The following is a 17,315-nucleotide window of genomic DNA, read 5'->3' on the forward strand; positions in this document are numbered from 1 at the left end:
TCAATCCCCGCGCGCCCCGATCCCCTTTTCGATCAGCCGGTTGGCGATGGCCGCCACCTCTTCGGCGGGACGGCTGTCGTCCCACACGCCGAAGCGCAGCCCCAGAAACACGTTCATGCCCATGATCGCCCAGCCATGCACCTCGTCCAGTTCGGCGCTGACTTCCCCGCGGGCGGCAGCGTCGCGCAGCCGGGCCATGATGCGCGTCGCCGTGCTTTCATAATGGGTGCGATAGGCCGCCTGATCGACGAATTCCGCCTCGTCGATGATGCGGTAGAGTTCCTTGTTCCCCCGCGCGAATTCCAGGAAACTGAGCAAGCCCAGCCGCTCCGCTTCGATGCCGTCGCGCGCTTGCGCGATGCGCGGCCCGACATAGTCGCGGACCTGCCCCGACATATCCGCCACCAGCGCCCGGAAAATATCGTCCTTGCTGTCGAAATAGGTGTAGAAACTGCCCAGCGCACAGCCGGCCCGGCGCGTGATGCCGCTGATCGATCCTTCGTGGAAGCCCTTCTCCCCAAACTCCCGCGCCGCCGCCGACAGCAGCGCCCGGCGGGTTCGCTCCCCGCGCGCGGTGCGCGGCGTCTTGTCTTTTTCGCCTGCCGATTCGGTCATCCCCATCCTCGCAATCTGTGTTCTTTTTGCCGCAGCGGGCGCGCTTCCATCGCGCCTTCTTATTTCAAGTTGAAAGTCGGTTCAACTTTCATTATCGAATCGGACGAACAGCTTCACGACCCGGTTTACCGGGCGTCATTTCAGGAGAGGAACCGTCCATGAAGGCTCGTCATTCCCTGCGTATCGTCGCGCTCGCCTCCGCTGCATGGGGTGGCGCCGTCGCGCTTCCCGCCGCCGCGCAGAATGAAGCGGCCGCCGCCGACAGCGCCAGCGACGTGATCATCGTCACCGCCCGCCGGCGGGAGGAAAATATCCTCGACGTGCCGGTGTCCGTGACCGCCATCTCCGCCGACGCCATCGCCAAGCTTCAGGCGAACGACATGTCGGGCATTCAGGGCGCGGTGCCCAACGTCAATCTGGTGCAGGGACGCGGCTCCACCTCCAACTCCAACTTCTTCATTCGCGGCATCGGCCAGCCCGACGCGCTCCAGACCTTCGACCCGGCGGTCGGCACCTATGTCGACGGCGTCTATTTCAGCCGCATCCAGGGCGCGCTGGTGAACCTGTTCGACGTGGAGCGGGTGGAAGTGCTGCGCGGCCCGCAGGGCACGCTCTATGGCAAGAACACCATTGGCGGCGCGGTCAACATCGTCAGCCGCAAGCCCAGCACCACCGATTTCAAGGCGATGGGCAGCCTGACCTATGGCAGCTACGACACCTGGCTGGCGAACGGCTATGTCTCCGCGCCGCTGGTGCAGGACAAGCTCGCCCTCAGCATCGCGGGCGTCTATGACAAGCGCGACGGCACCGTCACCGATCCGCTGACCGGCCGCAAATATAATGACCGCAACACCCAGGCCGGCCGCGCCATCCTGCGCGCCACCCCCAGCGAGCGCGTCGAATTGATCCTGTCGGGCGACTACACCCGCCAGCGGACGGAGGCGACGCTGGGCTATGCCACCGCGCCGCTGACCAATGTGCTCTACAATTCCAGCTTCCAGGTGATCGGCGTTCCGGTGGTGAAACCGGCCTATCCCTATGGCAAATATGATTACAAGGCATCGACCAGCCTCGCGCCGGGTCAGGGCCAGCGGCTCGACCATTGGGGTCTGTCCTTCACCGCCAATGTCGAACTGAACGACGCGGTGACGCTGACCTCCATCACCGGCTACCGCAAGCTGCGTCCCGATTATTATATCGATTTCGACGCCACCGAACTGGAAGTCGCGGACGCCTTTGTCGGCGTGCACCAGAAGCAGTTCAGCCAGGAATTGCAGCTCAAATATGACAGCGGTCCGCTGTCGGGCGTGTTCGGCCTTTATTATCTGAACGAGACGATCAGCTCGCATCAGGAATCCTACGACGACAATTATCTCCAGCTTCAGGTGGTGCCGGGCCTTGTCCTGCCGCTGACCTTCACCCGCTATATCGACGATCACCAGAATGTGAAAAGCTACGCCGCCTTCGGCCAGATGACCTATAATCTGACGGACAAGCTCTCGATCACGGCGGGCCTGCGCTACACCAAGGAGCGCAAGCGGTATAACCGCTCCACCTATACCGTATTGGGGGGTGCGCAGTCGGCGCCCTATCTGTTCCCCGGCAGCCTGCCCGCACCCTATAACGATCTCGACCATGTCGATTTCGACGCATGGACGCCGATGGCGACCCTGTCCTACAAGCCGACCCGCGACACCCTGCTCTACGCATCGGCTTCGCGCGGCTTCAAGTCGGGCGGCTTCAACGGCCGGGTCAACGGCCAGAGCGACGTCACGCAGGTCATCGACGGCGTGCCCACCATCGTTCCCTATTTCAAGCCGGAAACGGTCTGGAGCTATGAGGCGGGCGCCAAGGGTAGCTTCCTCAATGGCAGGGTCAATCTGTCGGCGGCCGCCTTCTATTCCGACTACAAGGATTTCCAGGCCCGCGTCGGCGGCGACAATAGCGGCCTGACCAGCGGCTCCTTCCCGGTCATCAACGCCGGCAAGCTGCGCATCTGGGGCGTCGAGTTCGAGGCGTCGGTCAAACCCATGCGCAACCTGAACCTTGCCGCGTCGGTCGGTTATCTCAATGCGGAGTACAAGGAATTCAACGACGGCCGCCGCGCCCCGGCCTTCTCCTGCAACCCGACCGGCGGCGCGATCGTCTGCAAGCCGCCGTTCGCCCCGCCGATGACGATGCGTCTGGCGGCGGACTACACTATCCCGCTGGGCAGCGCGTCGCTGACCTTCGGCGGAGACATGCGCTTCGTCGACAAGCAGTGGCTGTCGGTGGACAACCGCCCCGGCCTCTATGAAAATGGCTACACCATCGCCAACGCCTATGTTCAGGCCGATTTGGCCGACGGCAAATATTATCTGCGCGGCGCGGTGAAGAACGCCTTCAAGGAACTGTACAAGACCGACGGGCAGGAATTTTCCAGCGTGGGCAATATCCAGACCGTCTATTATGGCGACCCGCGCACATGGACGATCACCGCGGGCTTCCGCTTCTAAACTTTAAAGGAAACAGGGCAGCATGACGGGACAGGCGCGCGAAGCGGCAGGCAGCGGCTATCGCGCGCTCGTCCTCGCCATGCTGCTGCTGGTTTACACCTTCAACTTCCTCGACCGGCAGATTCTGGGCATCCTCGCCGGATCGATCAAGGCGGAACTGGGCCTGAGCGACACGCAGCTCGGCGCGCTGGGCGGCATCGCCTTCGCGCTGCTCTATTCGACGCTGGCGATTCCACTCGCCCTGCTGGCCGACCGCACCAGCCGCACCTGGGTCATCACCGTCAGCCTTACGATCTGGAGCGGCTTCACCGCATTATGCGGCATGGCGGGCAGCTTCGCCCAGATGTTCCTTTTCCGCATCGGCGTCGGCGTCGGGGAGGCCGGCGGCGTCGCCCCCTCCTATGCCGTCATCTCGGACTATTTCCCGCAGGAGCAGCGGGCCCGCGCCCTGTCCATCTATTCGCTCGGCATTCCGCTGGGGTCGGCGGGCGGCGTCCTGCTGGGCGGCTATATCGCGCAAACGGTCGAATGGCGGACGGCCTTCATCGCCGTCGGGCTGGCGGGCCTGCTGATCGCCCCGCTCTTCCGCCTCACGGTGCGCGAACCCGCCCGTCCGGCGGCGCAGGGCGATGCCATTCCGGTGTCCGCCGTCTTCGGCATCTTGGCCGCCAAGCGCAGCTTCTGGCTGCTCGCTCTGGGCGCGGCCTGTTCGTCGCTCTGCGGCTATGGCGTCGCCTTCTGGCTGCCCAGCCTGTTGATGCGCAGCTTCCACCTCGACCTGATCGGCGCGGGCCAGTTCCTGGGCGCGCTGCTGCTGATCGGCGGCGTGGCGGGGGTGCTGCTGGGCGGCTGGCTGGGCGACCGCCTCGGCAGCCGCGACAAGGCCGCCTATGCCTGGGTCCCCGCCATCAGCTATATCGTCGGCATGCCGCTGTTCGTCATCGGCGTGCTGTCGAACAGCGTCCCCCTCGCCTTCGGCCTGTTCCTGATCCCGCAGGCGCTGGTCTATGTCTGGCTCGGCCCGGTCCTCACCGCCGTCCAGCACCTCGTCCCCGCCCATATGCGCGCCACCGCTTCGGCGACCTTCCTGCTCATCAACAATCTGGTGGGGCTGGGGCTGGGCAGCTGGAGCGTCGGCGCGCTGTCCGATGCCCTAACGCCGCAGTTCGGCAATGAAGCGCTGCGCTACGCCATCGCCGCCGCCTTGGGCTTCTATCTGCTCGCCGGGCTGTTCATGGCGCTGGCGGGCAAAGCGCTCCGCAAGGACTGGATCGACGGGCGCCGTTCGCCCGCCTGACGGAACCAGCCCGGTGGGGCGCTTGTTCTCTCCTTGCGAAAGGAGAGGTTCATGCACAGGGAACAGGAAGACGGTAAAGTCGTCACCCATTTATCGCGGGAAGAAGTGCGCAGCGGCGCCTCCACCCATGTCACGCGCTATGTGCTGGGCATCAGCCTCGTTCTGATCGTGATCGTCTTTGCCTTATTGCTCGCGACCGGCTTCTTCACCACGGCCAGGACGGGCGCCGATCAGTCCCATGTCGCCAACACGGCCGAAGCGGACGGCGGTTGACGGCGCCGCTCATCCTGCCGTCAGCGTCTCGGGAAAGCTGGTGTGGATGAGGTGCACCAATTGCAATTGCCGATTGACGCCCAGCTTGGAGAAGATCGAGCGCAGATGCGCGCGGACGGTATTGTCGGCGATCCCCAGTTCCTGCGCGGCCTCCCCCACCGAAGCGCCGTTCGCCAGCGCGGCCGCAATCGCGCCTTCGGTCGGCGTCAGCGCGAACTGACGGCACAGCGTCGGCCCGTCGATCCGCCGCTTGCGTGCCGGATCGGTGATCAGCAGGGCGACCGCGGGCACCGCCCCGGCATGCATGAAACCGGGCGTCGGAACGGGCTGCGCGATGACCATGACGTCGCCCCGTCCGGACGGCCGCTCGACCGCGAAGAGCTTGCGCGATCCGGCAGGCGCGCCGCGCACCTCGGCCAGCACCGCGCGGAACTGCCGGTCGGCATCGGCATCCGGCAGAAGGATCCGGCCGTCCGTCAACGCCAACCCATCCGCCTCCGCCAGGATCGACGCCGCGACCTCGTTGATCTTGAGCACCCCGAAAGCGGAATCGAGCAGCACCGTGCCCACCGCGAACTGCTCCACCGCGTCGATCATCACCGCCCGCTCGGACCGGGACAATTCCAGCCGCTGATAAATTTCGAGCGCCTGGCGCAGATGCGGCAGGATTTTTTCGACCCAGCGCCGCTCCGGCTGGGTAAAGGCTGTGCCGCCGGGCGCGCGCGACAGGCGCAACCGCGCCTCGAACCCGCTGGCAAGCCGCAGGTCGACCCCCAATATATGGGATGCGTCAATGCCGCCGAACCATTGTTTGTAATCCGGCACATTTTCCAGCGCCGCCTGCCCGATATATTCGTAAAGCGCGACGACCTGCCCCTCGGGCAGGTGGACGAACGGATCGATCAGCAGATAGCGGTCGATATATTCCTGAATTTCCTGCGGCGTCGAGGTGGGCGTGATCACCGTACCCCGTCCCCCCGCATCGGACGGGACGAGGACGAGGGTGCCGTGCTTGGCGTCCACCTGCGCGCTCAGTTCCAGCAGGAAGGGGCGCCAGGGGTCCTCATCCACCAGCGAGGCGTTCAGGCTGAGGACAAGCGTCGAAAAGCTTTCCACCGGATCTAAAGGGATACCCAACTCAACGTCTCCGGCGGACCCGTTCCTGCAAAAACAGTTGCCGGCTTGTAGCGCCATCCCTCCCCCTGATTCCAGTCCGATCTGCGCCGCAATCGAAACTCGTGCAGGCTGCCGGACACGCCCCATGAGGATTTCATACCTTGGTAAAGCCCGCGCGGCGCCTGAGCGAAACCCACTGGGAATCGGTCGAAGACCGAGCGCGATGGTGTCAGATGCCAAAGCCGCCGGATACGCTGATCTTCTGCCCCGTGACATAGGCGGCCTCACGCGATGCCAGGAACACCGCCGCATGGCCGATTTCCTCCGGCCGTCCCCAGCGTTTCAGCGCCAACTGCTGGCGCACCTCGTCCACCCAGGCCGGCGGAAACGCGCCCTGCCGGGTGAGCTCCAGGAACATGCCCGCCTCGATGACCCCGACAAGCACGCTGTTCGCGCGGATATTATACTGGCCCTCCTCGCGCGCGATGCCGCGCACCAGCGCTTCATTCGCCGCCTTGGGCGCGACCGACAGGCCGTCCTTGTCGGGCCAGCGATCATGCCCCGCCGAACCGAGCGTGACGAAGGACCCGCCGCCCATCGCCCGGAAATGGGGCAGCGCCGCCTTCACCACGTTGAAAAAGCCATGCACCTCGACATCGATGGCGCGCTGCCACTGGTCATGCGTGGTGTCGGCCAGCATCCGCTGATCGACCAGCGGCCCCGCGCCCCAGACGATGCTGTGCACCCGGCCATGCGCGGCGACGGCCTGGTCGATGACCGCCTCGACCTCGCCCGAATCGCGGACGTCGACGCGATGGGTGGTGGCCTTGCGGCCCAGCGCGCCGATCTCCTCCGCCACGCGCGCCGCCGCATCGGGCTTGCTGTAACAGGTGACGGCGACATCGCTCCCCGCCGCGGCGAAGCATTTCGCCACGGCGGCGCCGATCCCGCCGCTGCCGCCGAACAGCAGGACGCAGCCCTCGGGGAAACGTCCTTCGGTCATTCCCTCTCTCCAGCCGATCAGGGCGCGACCCAGTCGCCGCCATTCACGTCGAGCGCGACGCCGTTGACCTCGCTGGCATAGTCGGACAGCAGGAAATAGACCGCCTTGGCGCAATCCTTGTCCGGCGGGATATGCCCGACGGGAATGCGCGCCGCCGTCTCCGCGCGCAGCGCCTTGCCGCCATCGGGCAGGCTGGCAAAGAAATTGTCGAGCGGCACGCCGTCCATCCAGCCCATCAGCGCCGTGTTGACGCGAATGCCCGTCCCGCCCAGTTCGACGGCGAGCTGGCGCGACAGCTGGGACAGCGCCGATTTTCCCATGGCATAGCCACCTTCGCCCGGATTGGGCTTACGCGTCGCCAGCGTCGAGATGTTGACGATCGATCCCGATTTCTGATTGCGCATCGTCGGGATCACGGCCTGCGCCATCCGCAGCCCGCCGACCGCGATCACGTCCAGCGCGCGGCTGATCTGGTCGATCTGGGCGGATTCGAGCACGGACCAGTCCGGGTGATAATAGGCCGAATGCACCAGACCGTCGATGCGGCCGAACGCCTTGAGCGTCTCTTCGGCCAGCCGACGGCACTGCGCCATGTCGCCGACATCGGTGGGCACGGCAATCGCCTCGCCCCCGGCCGCGACAATGTCATCGCGGATCGCGTTGATCGCTTCGACCGAGCGGGCGGAGATCGCCACCTTCGCGCCTTCGGCCGCCGCGCCCCGGCAAAGCGCCTGCCCCATGCCCGGTCCCGCACCGGTAATGATGACCACCTTGTCCTTCAGGATCATGCCTTCTCTCCTTCGATGCTGCCGCACGCCCCGACGGAGCGCGCCTTGGACCTGGGGCTAATGAAGGGCGGGCGCCGCCACTTCCCTCAATTTGACTAGGCCCATCCCTTGCGCTGCCGACCCCTGACACTGCTTAGTCCAAATGGACGTGGCGGGTCGTTCCATGCGACGGTAAAAATGAGGGAAAATAGATTGGGAGAGGTCTGCCTTGGACAGCGCGAATGCCGTCGACGGGATTTCGGTCCCGTTGCTCAAACTCTATTCCGGCCTGTCGGGTCCCGATCCCTGGGCCGAGTTTCTGACATCCGTCCGCCTGCATTTCGATGCTGCCTTCGCCACGGCCATTCTGACGCCGACCGCCGCGCAAAAGCCCGGCATGATCGTGACCCCCGATGTCGGACCGGCCGCCATCGACATGGCCGGGGAATTTTTCCCCTGCGATCCGTTCATCGGCCTGCCCGAAGGCCAGGTGATTTCCTCCACCCGCTTCGTCGGCAAACAGGTCTATCGCGCCAGCCGCTTCTATCGGGACTATGTCGCGCATTACGGAATCGGCGACATTCTGGGCATCGACCTCATGGCCCGCAGCGGTTTCCAGATGCGGGTACGGATCTGCCGGTCGGACGACCGGGCCGATTTCACCCCGGACGAACATGACTGGCTGGGCCATTTCGTGCCCCATCTGCGCACGGCGCTGGACCTTTACGAACGGTTCCAGGCGCTGAATGGCGAGGACGATATCTACGACAATGCGATCGAACAGCTTTCCATCGGGACGATCCTGCTCGACCGGACCGGCAGTGTGGTCCGTTGCAACGGCATCGCCCGCACAGTGCTGGACGAACGGGACACGATCCGGCTGGTGGGCAACCGGCTCAGCTTTTCCAGCCCCGCCGCGGACCGCAAATTCCGCAAGGCCATAGCCGAACCGCGCGAAACGGGCGCGGCACTCAAATTCATGCGCGTCGAGCGGCTTTCGGGCCGCCGCGACATCGGCATCGCGATCCGTCCGCTGCCTTCCCGTTCCGTGGGCGCGGCGCCGACCATGGCCCTGTTCCTGACGGACCCGCAAAGACAGGCGGCGCTGACGGGCAGGGCTGTGGCCGACATATTCGGACTGACGCCGATGGAGGGCGAGATCGCCGCCTGCCTGTCGAACGGCCTGTGCCTCAGCCAGACCGCCGCCATCCTCAGCATCGCGCAGAATACGGTGCGCGCACATCTGCGGTCGATTTTCGACAAGCTGCGCGTCACCCGCCAATCGCAACTGGTGCAGCGGGTGCGGGTGGGCATGAGCGGCCTCGTCGCCTGGGCCTCCACGCCTCCCGGCACGACGGATGGGCCGCCGCTCGCCCATTGAGGGGCGGATTACTCCAAACCGGGTAAGCGCCCGTCCGCCATCGCTGCGGGCCTCTTTCGAAGCGGGTTTCGCCGCATCGGGCGGCGTCAAGGAAATGACGCTGGAAGGCGCGGTGCGGATCGCGGGAAACCGGGGGCCGCCGCCTCTATCGTGCGCACCGTCCGCAGCCGCCCGGTCTATCGCGTCGAGACGCTCGCCGTCATGACCTTCGACGACGCGGGCCTGATCACGGAAATGATCGCCTGTTGGGGACCGGAAAACATCACGCAGGAGGGCTGACGCCCTCCCACGCTTTCGGGCATTTTCCCCTTATCTTTTGATGTCCTTCAGCTTGACCACCCTGGCGGCGGGCAGCGGATGCTCGGTCGCCCCGGCCCAGCGCAGCAAAGCCGTGCCCTCGCCATGGCCGGCGGTGTCGAGCCAGTTGCCGAAGCCCGGATCCTCCGCCGCGACGACCATGATCAGGCGGCCGTCCGGCTCGAGCCGCGCCGTGCTCTGGTTCACCGTGACGTCCAGGAAGCGATAGTCGAGGGATTCCATCCACCAATTATCGACCTGGAAATTCCAGTAATAGCATGACGGCGGCGTCACTTCGATCAGCCAGGCCTCATCCGGCGCCAGTTTCCAATAGGCATGGGCATAATAAATGTCCTTGGCCCCGCCGCCTTTCTGGAACATCGACTGATCGATGTCGGGGAAGATGTTGGGCGTTTCCCGGAACATTTTCGACCAGTCGATGAAGGTATTGACGATGCCGCGCACGAAAGCAGTCGTCTCCTTCAGCCCGGCGCCCAATGCCGCCGCGTCGAGCGGGGCCGGCGTGGCCGGTCCGCCGATGCGCTCGATCTTGAACTCGCCCGGCTTTTCCTTGGTCCGGTCGAGATAGCTTTGCCGCACGATGATCATGCTGGCGTCCGGTTCCAGCCGCAGCCAGTTCTTCGGCTGCGGCGTGGTGCTGGCGATGATCTCCGCCACGCCGTCCGGTCCCCATTCGATTTCGCTGTCGACCAGCGCGCCGGTCGCCTTGTTGGTGCCGTCCTCATGATAGCGGAAGGCGTTGGCGACGATCGACAGATAGGCCATGGTCCCGCGCTTCACGGTAATCCGATAATCGAATTCGCCGCTGATCTTCGCGTTCCAGTACACATTGTCGGGATTGTCCGCGCCGATCTTCCCCGTCGTGTGGCTCAGTTGGTAGAAGAAGGGGAAACTGGGATCGCGCGCCTCGATATGCTGTTCCAGCCCCAGACGCAGCAAGCGGGTCAGATAGCGATAGCCCTCCGCCCGGTCGAGCGGGGCGGCAGGGTTGTCGGGCGAGAGGATGATGTCTCCCAGATTCGCCAGCTCGCCGCAGAAATCGCGCCAGGCCTTGCCGTTGATCACCGAATCGTCGCTCATCATCTCTCTCCTATGTGCCTTGTGATCTCGCAACATGATCCTAGCAGCCTCACCGGCGCCGCCGCCTCCCAAATGGGAGCAGGACGGCAGCCCGTGTATCGACCGCGATGCGGAGCGCCCGCCCGCTTTTGTTGTCGCATCGTTGCTTGCGAAAAGCCGGGTTCCACCTTTTCGCACGACGCTCTAGTCGATTTGGGGGTGTTCGACCGGGGGAACATCGCGCGATTCTCCCCCACGAAACAGAAGGAGAGACTGAATGAATACGGCAGACATGCCGCTGGCATCGCTGAACGCGGTGAAGGCGCAGGATCGCGAAGGATGGCTCGCCCTGTTCGAGGATGACGCGATCGTCCAGGACCCGGTGGGTCCGTGCGAATGGGACCCGACTGGCGAAGGCCAGCATGGCAAGGAAGCGATCGGCCGCTTCTACGACATGTTCATGGGTTTCCAGAAATCGCTGGACTATGAGATTCACTATCAGGTGGCCCGTGGCAATGAGGCCGCCCTTTACGTGACGCTGCATGTCACGATGAAGGACGGCACCGTGAACTCGACGAAGGCCATCAATATCTACAAGGCGTCGGAAAACGGCAAGATCGCCTCGCTGCGCTCCTTCTGGTGAGGACGCCATGGCGCTGCCCTGCCGCGCGGGGCAGCGCCGGTCGCGGCGGGACCGGCCCATCCTATCCGGCAAGCGGTCGCGCGCCGTTCGCCCGCGTCGGCCGGATGATGCCGAAATCGCGCCCATGCCGGGACAGATCACCGACCAGATCATTGCCCATGGTCCGGTCAACGATCCGCCAGCGTCCGTCGATCTTTTCCAGCCGGTCAAGATAATCGCCGCCGATGACCGGGTGGAGCGGGCCCTCATCGACCTGCTGGAACACCATGACATAGGAACTGACGCGCGCCTTCCCATCGCCTTCGGGAACGATCATCACATTGGCCAGCATGTGCCGGGTGCGCGGCATGCCATCGGCGTAAGTCAGCACCCAGTCGCGGAACGACTTCGCCACGGCGGCGGGATCACGGTCGGCCAGGATCGCGCCGCCGCTGCGCACCACGGCATCACCCAGCAATTCCCCCACCGCATCGAAATCGCCCGCATCCAGAGCAAAGGGATAGCTGAACAGCACATTCTGAATGGCGAAATAATCGTCGGCGGTCATGATCGTTTCTCCCATGCTCATTGCGACCCAATGAAGATGTCTGGGGCTTCGGTCCTGGGCGAAGCGAGCCGAAGGCCACCGAAGGGGAAAATGGGGACTTTCGAGAACGGCATTTCCGCAGGTGAGCATGGGACGCGGAGAAATTGAAGCGAGGCGCGCGCCTCGCTTCAACCCTTGGCAGCCCGCCATGGGCCGACCCCGCATCCTACCCGCCGAAGCGGTAACGGACCCTCAGGCCATACATGCGCGGTTCGCCATATAGTTCGGACCAGATGCCCAGCGTTTGGAAAACGCCGGAATTGCTGACACGATAGAGCTTGTTGGTGAGGTTGGTGGCGAACAGGCTGACGTCCAGACCACGGCCCCCGACGTTCCGCCAGTCTATCGACCCATTCAACAGGCCATAGCCTTCGATCAGCACACCCGGCTCGACCGGCACGCCCCCGATGGAAGGCGGGCTGAGGGGCGAGGTGTTCTGGCTCGAAACATGCGAATAATTGACCAGCACCGACAATTCGCCGACCTCTTCCGGGATCGGGATGTTCAACGTGGCATGGGCACTGACGATCCACGGCGTCACGAACTGGAACTTGTTGCAGCTATAGTCGGCAACGCTCCCCTGCGGTACCCGGGTGACGACGCCGCCCACCACCGTGCTGTTGCAGGCAATCTGTCCGGCGGGGGAGAGCACCACCTGTTCGAAGGTCTTATACTTCGCGTCGGTGTAGCTGATGTTGCCGCCAATCTCGATGGCCTTGATCGGACGGATCGAGGCTTCCGCTTCGAAGCCCTGGATGCGCGCGGTGGCGCCCAGGACTTGCGCGCCCTGGGCCTTGGTCACCGAATTATAGTCACCGGCGGGCCGCTGCACATTCTTGTAGTCGGAATAATAATAGTTGGCGTTCAGATGGATCGGGATACCGCCGGGAGTCCAGTCGGACTTGAAGCCGACTTCATAGCTGGTCAGCTTCTCCGGCTCGAACGTCCGGGTCTCGACATGCACCGCATAGGTATTGAGGCCGCCCGCCTTATATCCACGACTGACCTTGCCGTAGAACATCAGGTTGCGAATTGGCTTATAGTCGAGGCCAAAGGTCCAGGTCGGCGCCTTGCTCTTGAGCTTCGCGTCGAAACGACAATCGGCCAGCGCTGTCGCGACCGCCGGGGTCGCCCCATCGGAACTGCAAACCACCGTGCCCGGCTTCGTGGGATCGCTGTTGGGCGTCCAGCTGGAGGCAAAGCCGCTGACCGTGTCCCAGGTATAGCGGTATCCGGCGGTCAGCCGCAGATTTTCCAGCGCGGGCGCAACCGCGCCGAAATCGAACGTACCCTGCGCGTAGAGCGCCTTGGACTTGTTCGTGACGCCGCTATACGCGCTGCCAAGGCCGCAGAGACCCGTGAACAAGGCGGGGCAATAGTTGAGATTATGCCGCCCCCACAGCCCGTCCGGCTTGGCGTTATAATAGAAACCGCCCGCCGTGAACGTCAGATGTTTGTCGAGCATGTTGCCCTGGATCTGGAATTCCTCGGTGAACTGCTTGATATTGTCGTTCGGCAGGTTGAAATTGGGGTCGGCGTTGACATAGGCGTTCCCCGGTGTCAGCGGCAGCCCGAATTCCGACAGCCCCGATATCGGGAAATTGGGGAAGCGGTTGTTCAGGATGAACGTGTCATATTGCTGGATCGGCGTGCCGTCCTGGTCCACCGTGAATTCGTCCTTGAGCTTCTGGTAACTGACGATGTTGCGCAAGGTCAGCTCGTCCGAGAGGTCATAGGACGTCGTGTTGACGATGCCCCAATTCTTGATCTTCGCAAATTCATCGACCGCATTGCGGGTCTGGCGCGGCCCGATCTGGTCGGCGATCTGGGTCTGACGGCGATAGACGTCGCACGACACCCCCAGCCCTGGAGCCGGCGTGGTGTCGGAACAGAAACCGACCCCCTTCAGCAGATCGTAATTCCATCCGCGATGGATATGACCGGCGCCATTGTTGCTCGAATTGGTGCCATAGGCCATCAGATAGTTTTCAAACCGCTCGGTCGGCCTGAACATGACGCCGATGCGGCCCGTATAATAATGGACGTCGTCCCGCGACTTGCCCCAGACCAGATCGCGCGTGTAACCCTCGCGGTCGCGATAGGCGCCAGCCGCCCGGACCATCAGCACGTCGTCAATGATCGGGATGTTAATCGCCCCCTCGACGCCGCGCAGGTCGTAATTGCCGACCGTGCCCTCGACATAGCCCTCGAACTTGTTCGTCGGCTTTTTGGGGACCAGCAGCACGGCGCCGCCCGTGGTGTTCCGGCCGAACAGCGTTCCCTGCGGCCCCTCCAGCACCTGGACGTTCTCCAGATCCAGGAACATGCCGGGCGAACCCTGCAGGTTGAAATTGACCGACGCGGGCAGCGGGACTTCAGCCAGATAGATCGCGACGGCGGGCGAGGCGAGGAAGCCCGTGGACTGCCCACGGATCGAATAGGACTGCACGTCGCGGACGGCCTGGCCCTGGTTGCCGACGACCAGCGACGGCACGCTGCCGTACAGGTCCTGCGGCTGCTTCACATTGCGCTGTTCCAACTGCTCGCCCGAAAAGGCGGTGATCGCGATGGGCACGTCCTGCGCCCGCTCCTCGCGGCGCTGGGCGGTGACGATGATGTCGCTTAGCGCCATCGGCGCGGATCGGTCTTGCGGGGCGGGCGCCGGTTGGGCGGCGGCGCTCTCAGCCGATGCAATGGTGGGCAGAAACGCAAGGGCCGCCGATGAGCAGGCCAGAATCGCGCGCAGGTTTCGCATGGATACCTCCCCTATGATGCGCCCCCGCTGCTGCGGGTGGCGGTTGTTATCATGATGGAAATCGCGCCCACGGACCACCTATAAATTGACTATGGTCCGTGGGAAAAATGAGTATGCGGTTCGGCCCTTCGCCTCCCTTCAGGATTTCGGTTTGGGCGCCGGCAGCGCATAGGCGACGAGCGAGTCACCGGCCTTGGTCCCCAGATAGCGGTGGCCGCCCGCCGCGATCACGACATATTGCCGCCCGTCCGGCAGGCGATAGCTCATCGGCGTCGCCTGTCCTCCGGCGGGCAGGCGACCCTTCCACAGCACCTCCCCGGTGCGAATGTCGATCGCGCGCAGATAATTGTCGGTGGTGGCGCCGATGAAGACCAGGCCCGACGCCGTGATCGTCGGCCCGCCCAGGCTGGGCACGCCCCAGTTGAACCAGAGCGGGAAGGGCGCCGTGTCCCGCAAGCTGCCGAGCGGCTTTTCCCACAGGCGCTTGCCGGTCTTGAGGTCGATCGCCAGCAGCGTGCCCCATGGCGGCTTGATGCACGGCGCGCCAAGCGAGGAGAGCATCGGCTTCATCGTGTTGCCATAGGGCGCGCCGGTGGCGGGCAGCACGCTTTCGCCCCGTGCCCGATGCGCGGCTATTTCGGCGCGCGGGATCATCGTCAGGATCGCGGGCACCTGCGTCGTGTTGACCACCATGATCTTGGAGACGGGATCGACGGCGACGCCGCCCCAGTTGGTCGCCCCCATGAAGCTGGGGAAAGCGATGGTGCCCCGGGTCGAGACGGGGGTGAACACGCCCTTCCAATTGGCTTCCCGGAACATGCGCCGGCACTGGGCCCGGTCGATCGGCGTGAAGCCCCACATGTCGTTTTCGGAAAGGTCGCGGCGGACGATGAAGGCCGGATTGACGGGGAAGGGCTGTGTCGGGGACAGCTTTTCCCCCGGCAGCGCGCCGTCCTGCGGTACCGGTCGCTCCTCCACCGGGAAGACCGGCTGGCCCGTCTCGCGGTTGAGGACGAAGATATGACCCTGCTTCGTCGCCTGGACGAGCGCGGGGATTTCGCCCTGAGGCGACGGCAGATCGACCAGCGTCGGCTGCGAGGGCACATCATAGTCCCAGATATCGCGATGCACGGTCTGGAACCGCCAGCGCGGCTTGCCGCTGTTCGCGTCGAGCGCGACCACCGAGGAAGAGTAATAATCGAGGCCATGCCGGCCCGCGCTGACATGATCCGGCCCGGCATTGCCCATCGGCAGGAACAGCAGGTTCCGCTTGGGATCGACGGACATCGGCGCCCAGACATTCGGCGTCGAACGGATGTAGCTGCTGCCGGAGGCGGCGGCTTCCGCGTCGGACCGGCCCGGCGGGATCGGGTTCCATGCCCAGACGAGCCGCCCGTCATGCACGTCATAGGCGCGGACCACGCCCGCCGAGATGTCGACGTTCATATTGTCCGCGACCCGTCCGCCGACCACGACCTTGTCGCCGACGATCACCGGCGGCGAGGACACCCCAATATCGCCGCTGTTGACGTGGCCGAGGCCCGAACGCAGGGCGACACTGCCGTCGTTGCCGAAGCCGGGGCACGGTTTCCCGTCCGCCGCGTCGAGGGCGATGAGCCGGGCATCGAGCGTGCCGGCGAAGATGCGGGCGCTGCACACCCCCTTCGCCTGCGGATCGCGGTGATAGGCCACGCCCCGGCAGTTGAGCAGATAGGCGCCCTTCGTGTCGACGGAGGCGTCATGGACCCAGATCTGCCGCCCGGTTTCGGGATCGAGCGCGGCGATGCGGTTGACGCCCGAACAGACATACATCCGTCCCTCCGCGACGATGGGCGTCGCCTCGAATGTCGGGGATGTCATTCCCGGCGCGTCGATCATGCCGATATGATAGGTCCATGCCGTCTCCAGCCCGGCGACATTGGCGGGCGTGACATTGTTCGCCGGGGAATAATGGCCACCGCCCGATTGCCCGCCATAGCTCGGCCAATCCGCCGCCGGACCGGACGGCGCGACCGCGTGCGGCGCATCGCAGGACGCCAGGGGGAGAGCGAGCGCGGCGAGCAGCGCCGCCCCGATTGTCCGCAGTTGCATCCGCCCGCCATCCCTCTGGCGCCGTCCACGGCGGGGGCGATCTTCCTTCAACTGCATCCGTTTCTCCATCGGGCGAAAATGTTCCGAACCGTTCATATGTCCGCCGTGAGCTTCCGCCTCCTTCAAATGGACGAGGGGACGGGATAATTTGCATGGCGGTTCCTGCGCGCGTCCGGTTGACGGCCATCCTTCCCTGCGGCAATCGGGTAGGATCATTTGCGGAGGAACCCACCGGCATGAAGAAACAAGGCGAAACGGCGCCCTCCGGCGACGCGGTCCCCCAAAAGAAACGGGTGGGACGCCCCCAGGACGAGGAACGCGGCGAGGCGATCCTGACCGTGACGCTCGATATAATGGGGGAGCGCGGTTATGCCGGGCTGACCGTGGCGGAGATCGTCGCGCGGGCGCGGGTTAGCAAATCGACCATTTACCGGCGCTGGCCCACGAAGGAAGAACTGGCGATCGCCGCCTTCGACCGGCTGCCGGAACTGGAGGTCATGGATCGCGGCGATCTGCTGGAGGAGCTTCTCGACCTGATCGGCCAGTATCAGCGCGTGCTCCAGTCGACCCCGCTGGGCAGCGTGTTGCCGGGGCTGGTGAGCGAAGCCGCGCATAATCCGGCCCTTGCCCAGGCGCTGCGCGCGACCATCGACAGGCGGCGCCAGCCGACCAAGGCCGCCTTGCGCCGCGCCGTCGGCCGCGGGGAACTGCCGCCCTATACCGATGTCGATCAGGCCGACGAGATCATCATGGCGCCGCTTCTGCAACGCTCTTTCTACGCGATGGAGCAGGACATGCTCGACGATTTCCGGCAGATGCTGACGATCATCCTGGCCGGGCTGCGCAGTCCGGCCGCGCGGCCGCCCTTGGCGGAAGCCAAGGCGCGCGGGCGGGGCGCCGCCTGAACCCGGCGCCC

15 protein-coding genes are annotated in these 17,315 nt (G+C 64.7%); 7 read left to right on the top strand and 8 right to left on the bottom strand.

All coding sequences use genetic code 11. From position 1 onward, the window contains the following. Positions 1 to 615 (bottom strand): TetR/AcrR family transcriptional regulator, encoded by a 615-nt coding sequence (locus F7P65_RS09220; protein ID WP_150291446.1) that lies wholly within the window; start codon positions 613 to 615, stop codon positions 1 to 3. 158 nt (positions 616 to 773) lie between these two features. Here F7P65_RS09220 and F7P65_RS09225 point away from each other — a divergent pair, with 158 nt between their 5' ends. The 3 genes from F7P65_RS09225 to F7P65_RS09235 are packed head-to-tail and all read left to right on the top strand — an operon-like array spanning position 774 to position 4,680. Next, entirely contained in the window at positions 774 to 3,110 is a 2,337-nt protein-coding gene (locus F7P65_RS09225) for a TonB-dependent receptor (protein WP_150291447.1), read from the top strand. Positions 3,111 to 3,132: 22 nt separating this feature from the next. Beyond that, on the top strand, positions 3,133 to 4,407 hold the full coding sequence (locus F7P65_RS09230) for a spinster family MFS transporter (RefSeq protein ID WP_150291448.1): 1,275 nt from the start codon (positions 3,133 to 3,135) through the stop codon (positions 4,405 to 4,407). A 51-nt stretch (positions 4,408 to 4,458) separates the two neighbouring features. Further along, a complete protein-coding gene (locus F7P65_RS09235) occupies positions 4,459 to 4,680 on the top strand; it encodes a hypothetical protein (protein ID WP_150291449.1) in 222 nt (73 codons plus the stop codon). Positions 4,681 to 4,689: 9 nt separating this feature from the next. On the opposite strand, the gene F7P65_RS09240 is transcribed toward F7P65_RS09235, so the two are convergent. The 3 genes from F7P65_RS09240 to F7P65_RS09250 all read right to left on the bottom strand — a co-directional run bounded on the left by F7P65_RS09240 (position 4,690) and on the right by F7P65_RS09250 (position 7,587). Further along, the gene (locus tag F7P65_RS09240; protein WP_162854574.1) at positions 4,690 to 5,817 is read right to left on the bottom strand and encodes a helix-turn-helix transcriptional regulator; all 1,128 of its coding nucleotides are present in this window, start codon (positions 5,815 to 5,817) and stop codon (positions 4,690 to 4,692) included. A gap of 208 nt (positions 5,818 to 6,025) precedes the next feature. Beyond that, complete coding sequence (locus F7P65_RS09245) at positions 6,026 to 6,799, bottom strand: SDR family NAD(P)-dependent oxidoreductase (protein ID WP_150291451.1); 774 nt, start codon at positions 6,797 to 6,799, stop codon at positions 6,026 to 6,028. Positions 6,800 to 6,816: 17 nt separating this feature from the next. After that, the gene (locus F7P65_RS09250; protein WP_150291452.1) at positions 6,817 to 7,587 is read right to left on the bottom strand and encodes an SDR family oxidoreductase; all 771 of its coding nucleotides are present in this window, start codon (positions 7,585 to 7,587) and stop codon (positions 6,817 to 6,819) included. Positions 7,588 to 7,795: 208 nt separating this feature from the next. On the opposite strand from F7P65_RS09250, the gene F7P65_RS09255 reads away from it, so the two are divergent. Both F7P65_RS09255 and F7P65_RS22495 read left to right on the top strand, forming a co-directional pair. Next, the gene (locus F7P65_RS09255) at positions 7,796 to 8,947 is read left to right on the top strand and encodes a helix-turn-helix transcriptional regulator (RefSeq protein WP_150291453.1); all 1,152 of its coding nucleotides are present in this window, start codon (positions 7,796 to 7,798) and stop codon (positions 8,945 to 8,947) included. Positions 8,948 to 9,097: 150 nt separating this feature from the next. Continuing rightward, positions 9,098 to 9,226: a nuclear transport factor 2 family protein gene (locus tag F7P65_RS22495; RefSeq protein WP_275897555.1), complete on the top strand. Its 129-nt coding sequence runs from the start codon at positions 9,098 to 9,100 to the stop codon at positions 9,224 to 9,226. A gap of 30 nt (positions 9,227 to 9,256) precedes the next feature. Here F7P65_RS22495 and F7P65_RS09260 read toward each other — a convergent pair whose 3' ends face one another. Beyond that, positions 9,257 to 10,345 carry a hypothetical protein gene (locus F7P65_RS09260; protein ID WP_150291454.1) on the bottom strand — a complete coding sequence of 363 codons (1,089 nt, stop codon included), beginning with the start codon at positions 10,343 to 10,345 and terminating at the stop codon, positions 9,257 to 9,259. 256 nt (positions 10,346 to 10,601) lie between these two features. Here F7P65_RS09260 and F7P65_RS09265 point away from each other — a divergent pair, with 256 nt between their 5' ends. Next, positions 10,602 to 10,967, top strand: a complete 366-nt coding sequence (locus F7P65_RS09265; RefSeq protein ID WP_150291455.1) for a nuclear transport factor 2 family protein — start codon at positions 10,602 to 10,604, stop codon at positions 10,965 to 10,967. A gap of 61 nt (positions 10,968 to 11,028) precedes the next feature. Here F7P65_RS09265 and F7P65_RS09270 read toward each other — a convergent pair whose 3' ends face one another. The 3 genes from F7P65_RS09270 to F7P65_RS09280 all read right to left on the bottom strand — a co-directional run bounded on the left by F7P65_RS09270 (position 11,029) and on the right by F7P65_RS09280 (position 16,456). Next, the gene (locus tag F7P65_RS09270; protein WP_150291558.1) at positions 11,029 to 11,514 is read right to left on the bottom strand and encodes a nuclear transport factor 2 family protein; all 486 of its coding nucleotides are present in this window, start codon (positions 11,512 to 11,514) and stop codon (positions 11,029 to 11,031) included. 205 nt (positions 11,515 to 11,719) lie between these two features. Continuing rightward, complete coding sequence (locus tag F7P65_RS09275; RefSeq protein WP_150291456.1) at positions 11,720 to 14,308, bottom strand: TonB-dependent receptor; 2,589 nt, start codon at positions 14,306 to 14,308, stop codon at positions 11,720 to 11,722. 138 nt (positions 14,309 to 14,446) lie between these two features. After that, positions 14,447 to 16,456, bottom strand: a complete 2,010-nt coding sequence (locus tag F7P65_RS09280) for a pyrroloquinoline quinone-dependent dehydrogenase (protein ID WP_240334250.1) — start codon at positions 16,454 to 16,456, stop codon at positions 14,447 to 14,449. Between the two features lie 179 nt (positions 16,457 to 16,635). Here F7P65_RS09280 and F7P65_RS09285 point away from each other — a divergent pair, with 179 nt between their 5' ends. Then, positions 16,636 to 17,304 (top strand): TetR/AcrR family transcriptional regulator, encoded by a 669-nt coding sequence (locus F7P65_RS09285; RefSeq protein WP_162854575.1) that lies wholly within the window; start codon positions 16,636 to 16,638, stop codon positions 17,302 to 17,304. Positions 17,305 to 17,315: the final 11 nt, after the last annotated feature.

Source organism: Sphingobium estronivorans (assembly GCF_008692605.1).
Lineage (GTDB): Bacteria > Pseudomonadota > Alphaproteobacteria > Sphingomonadales > Sphingomonadaceae > Sphingobium > Sphingobium estronivorans.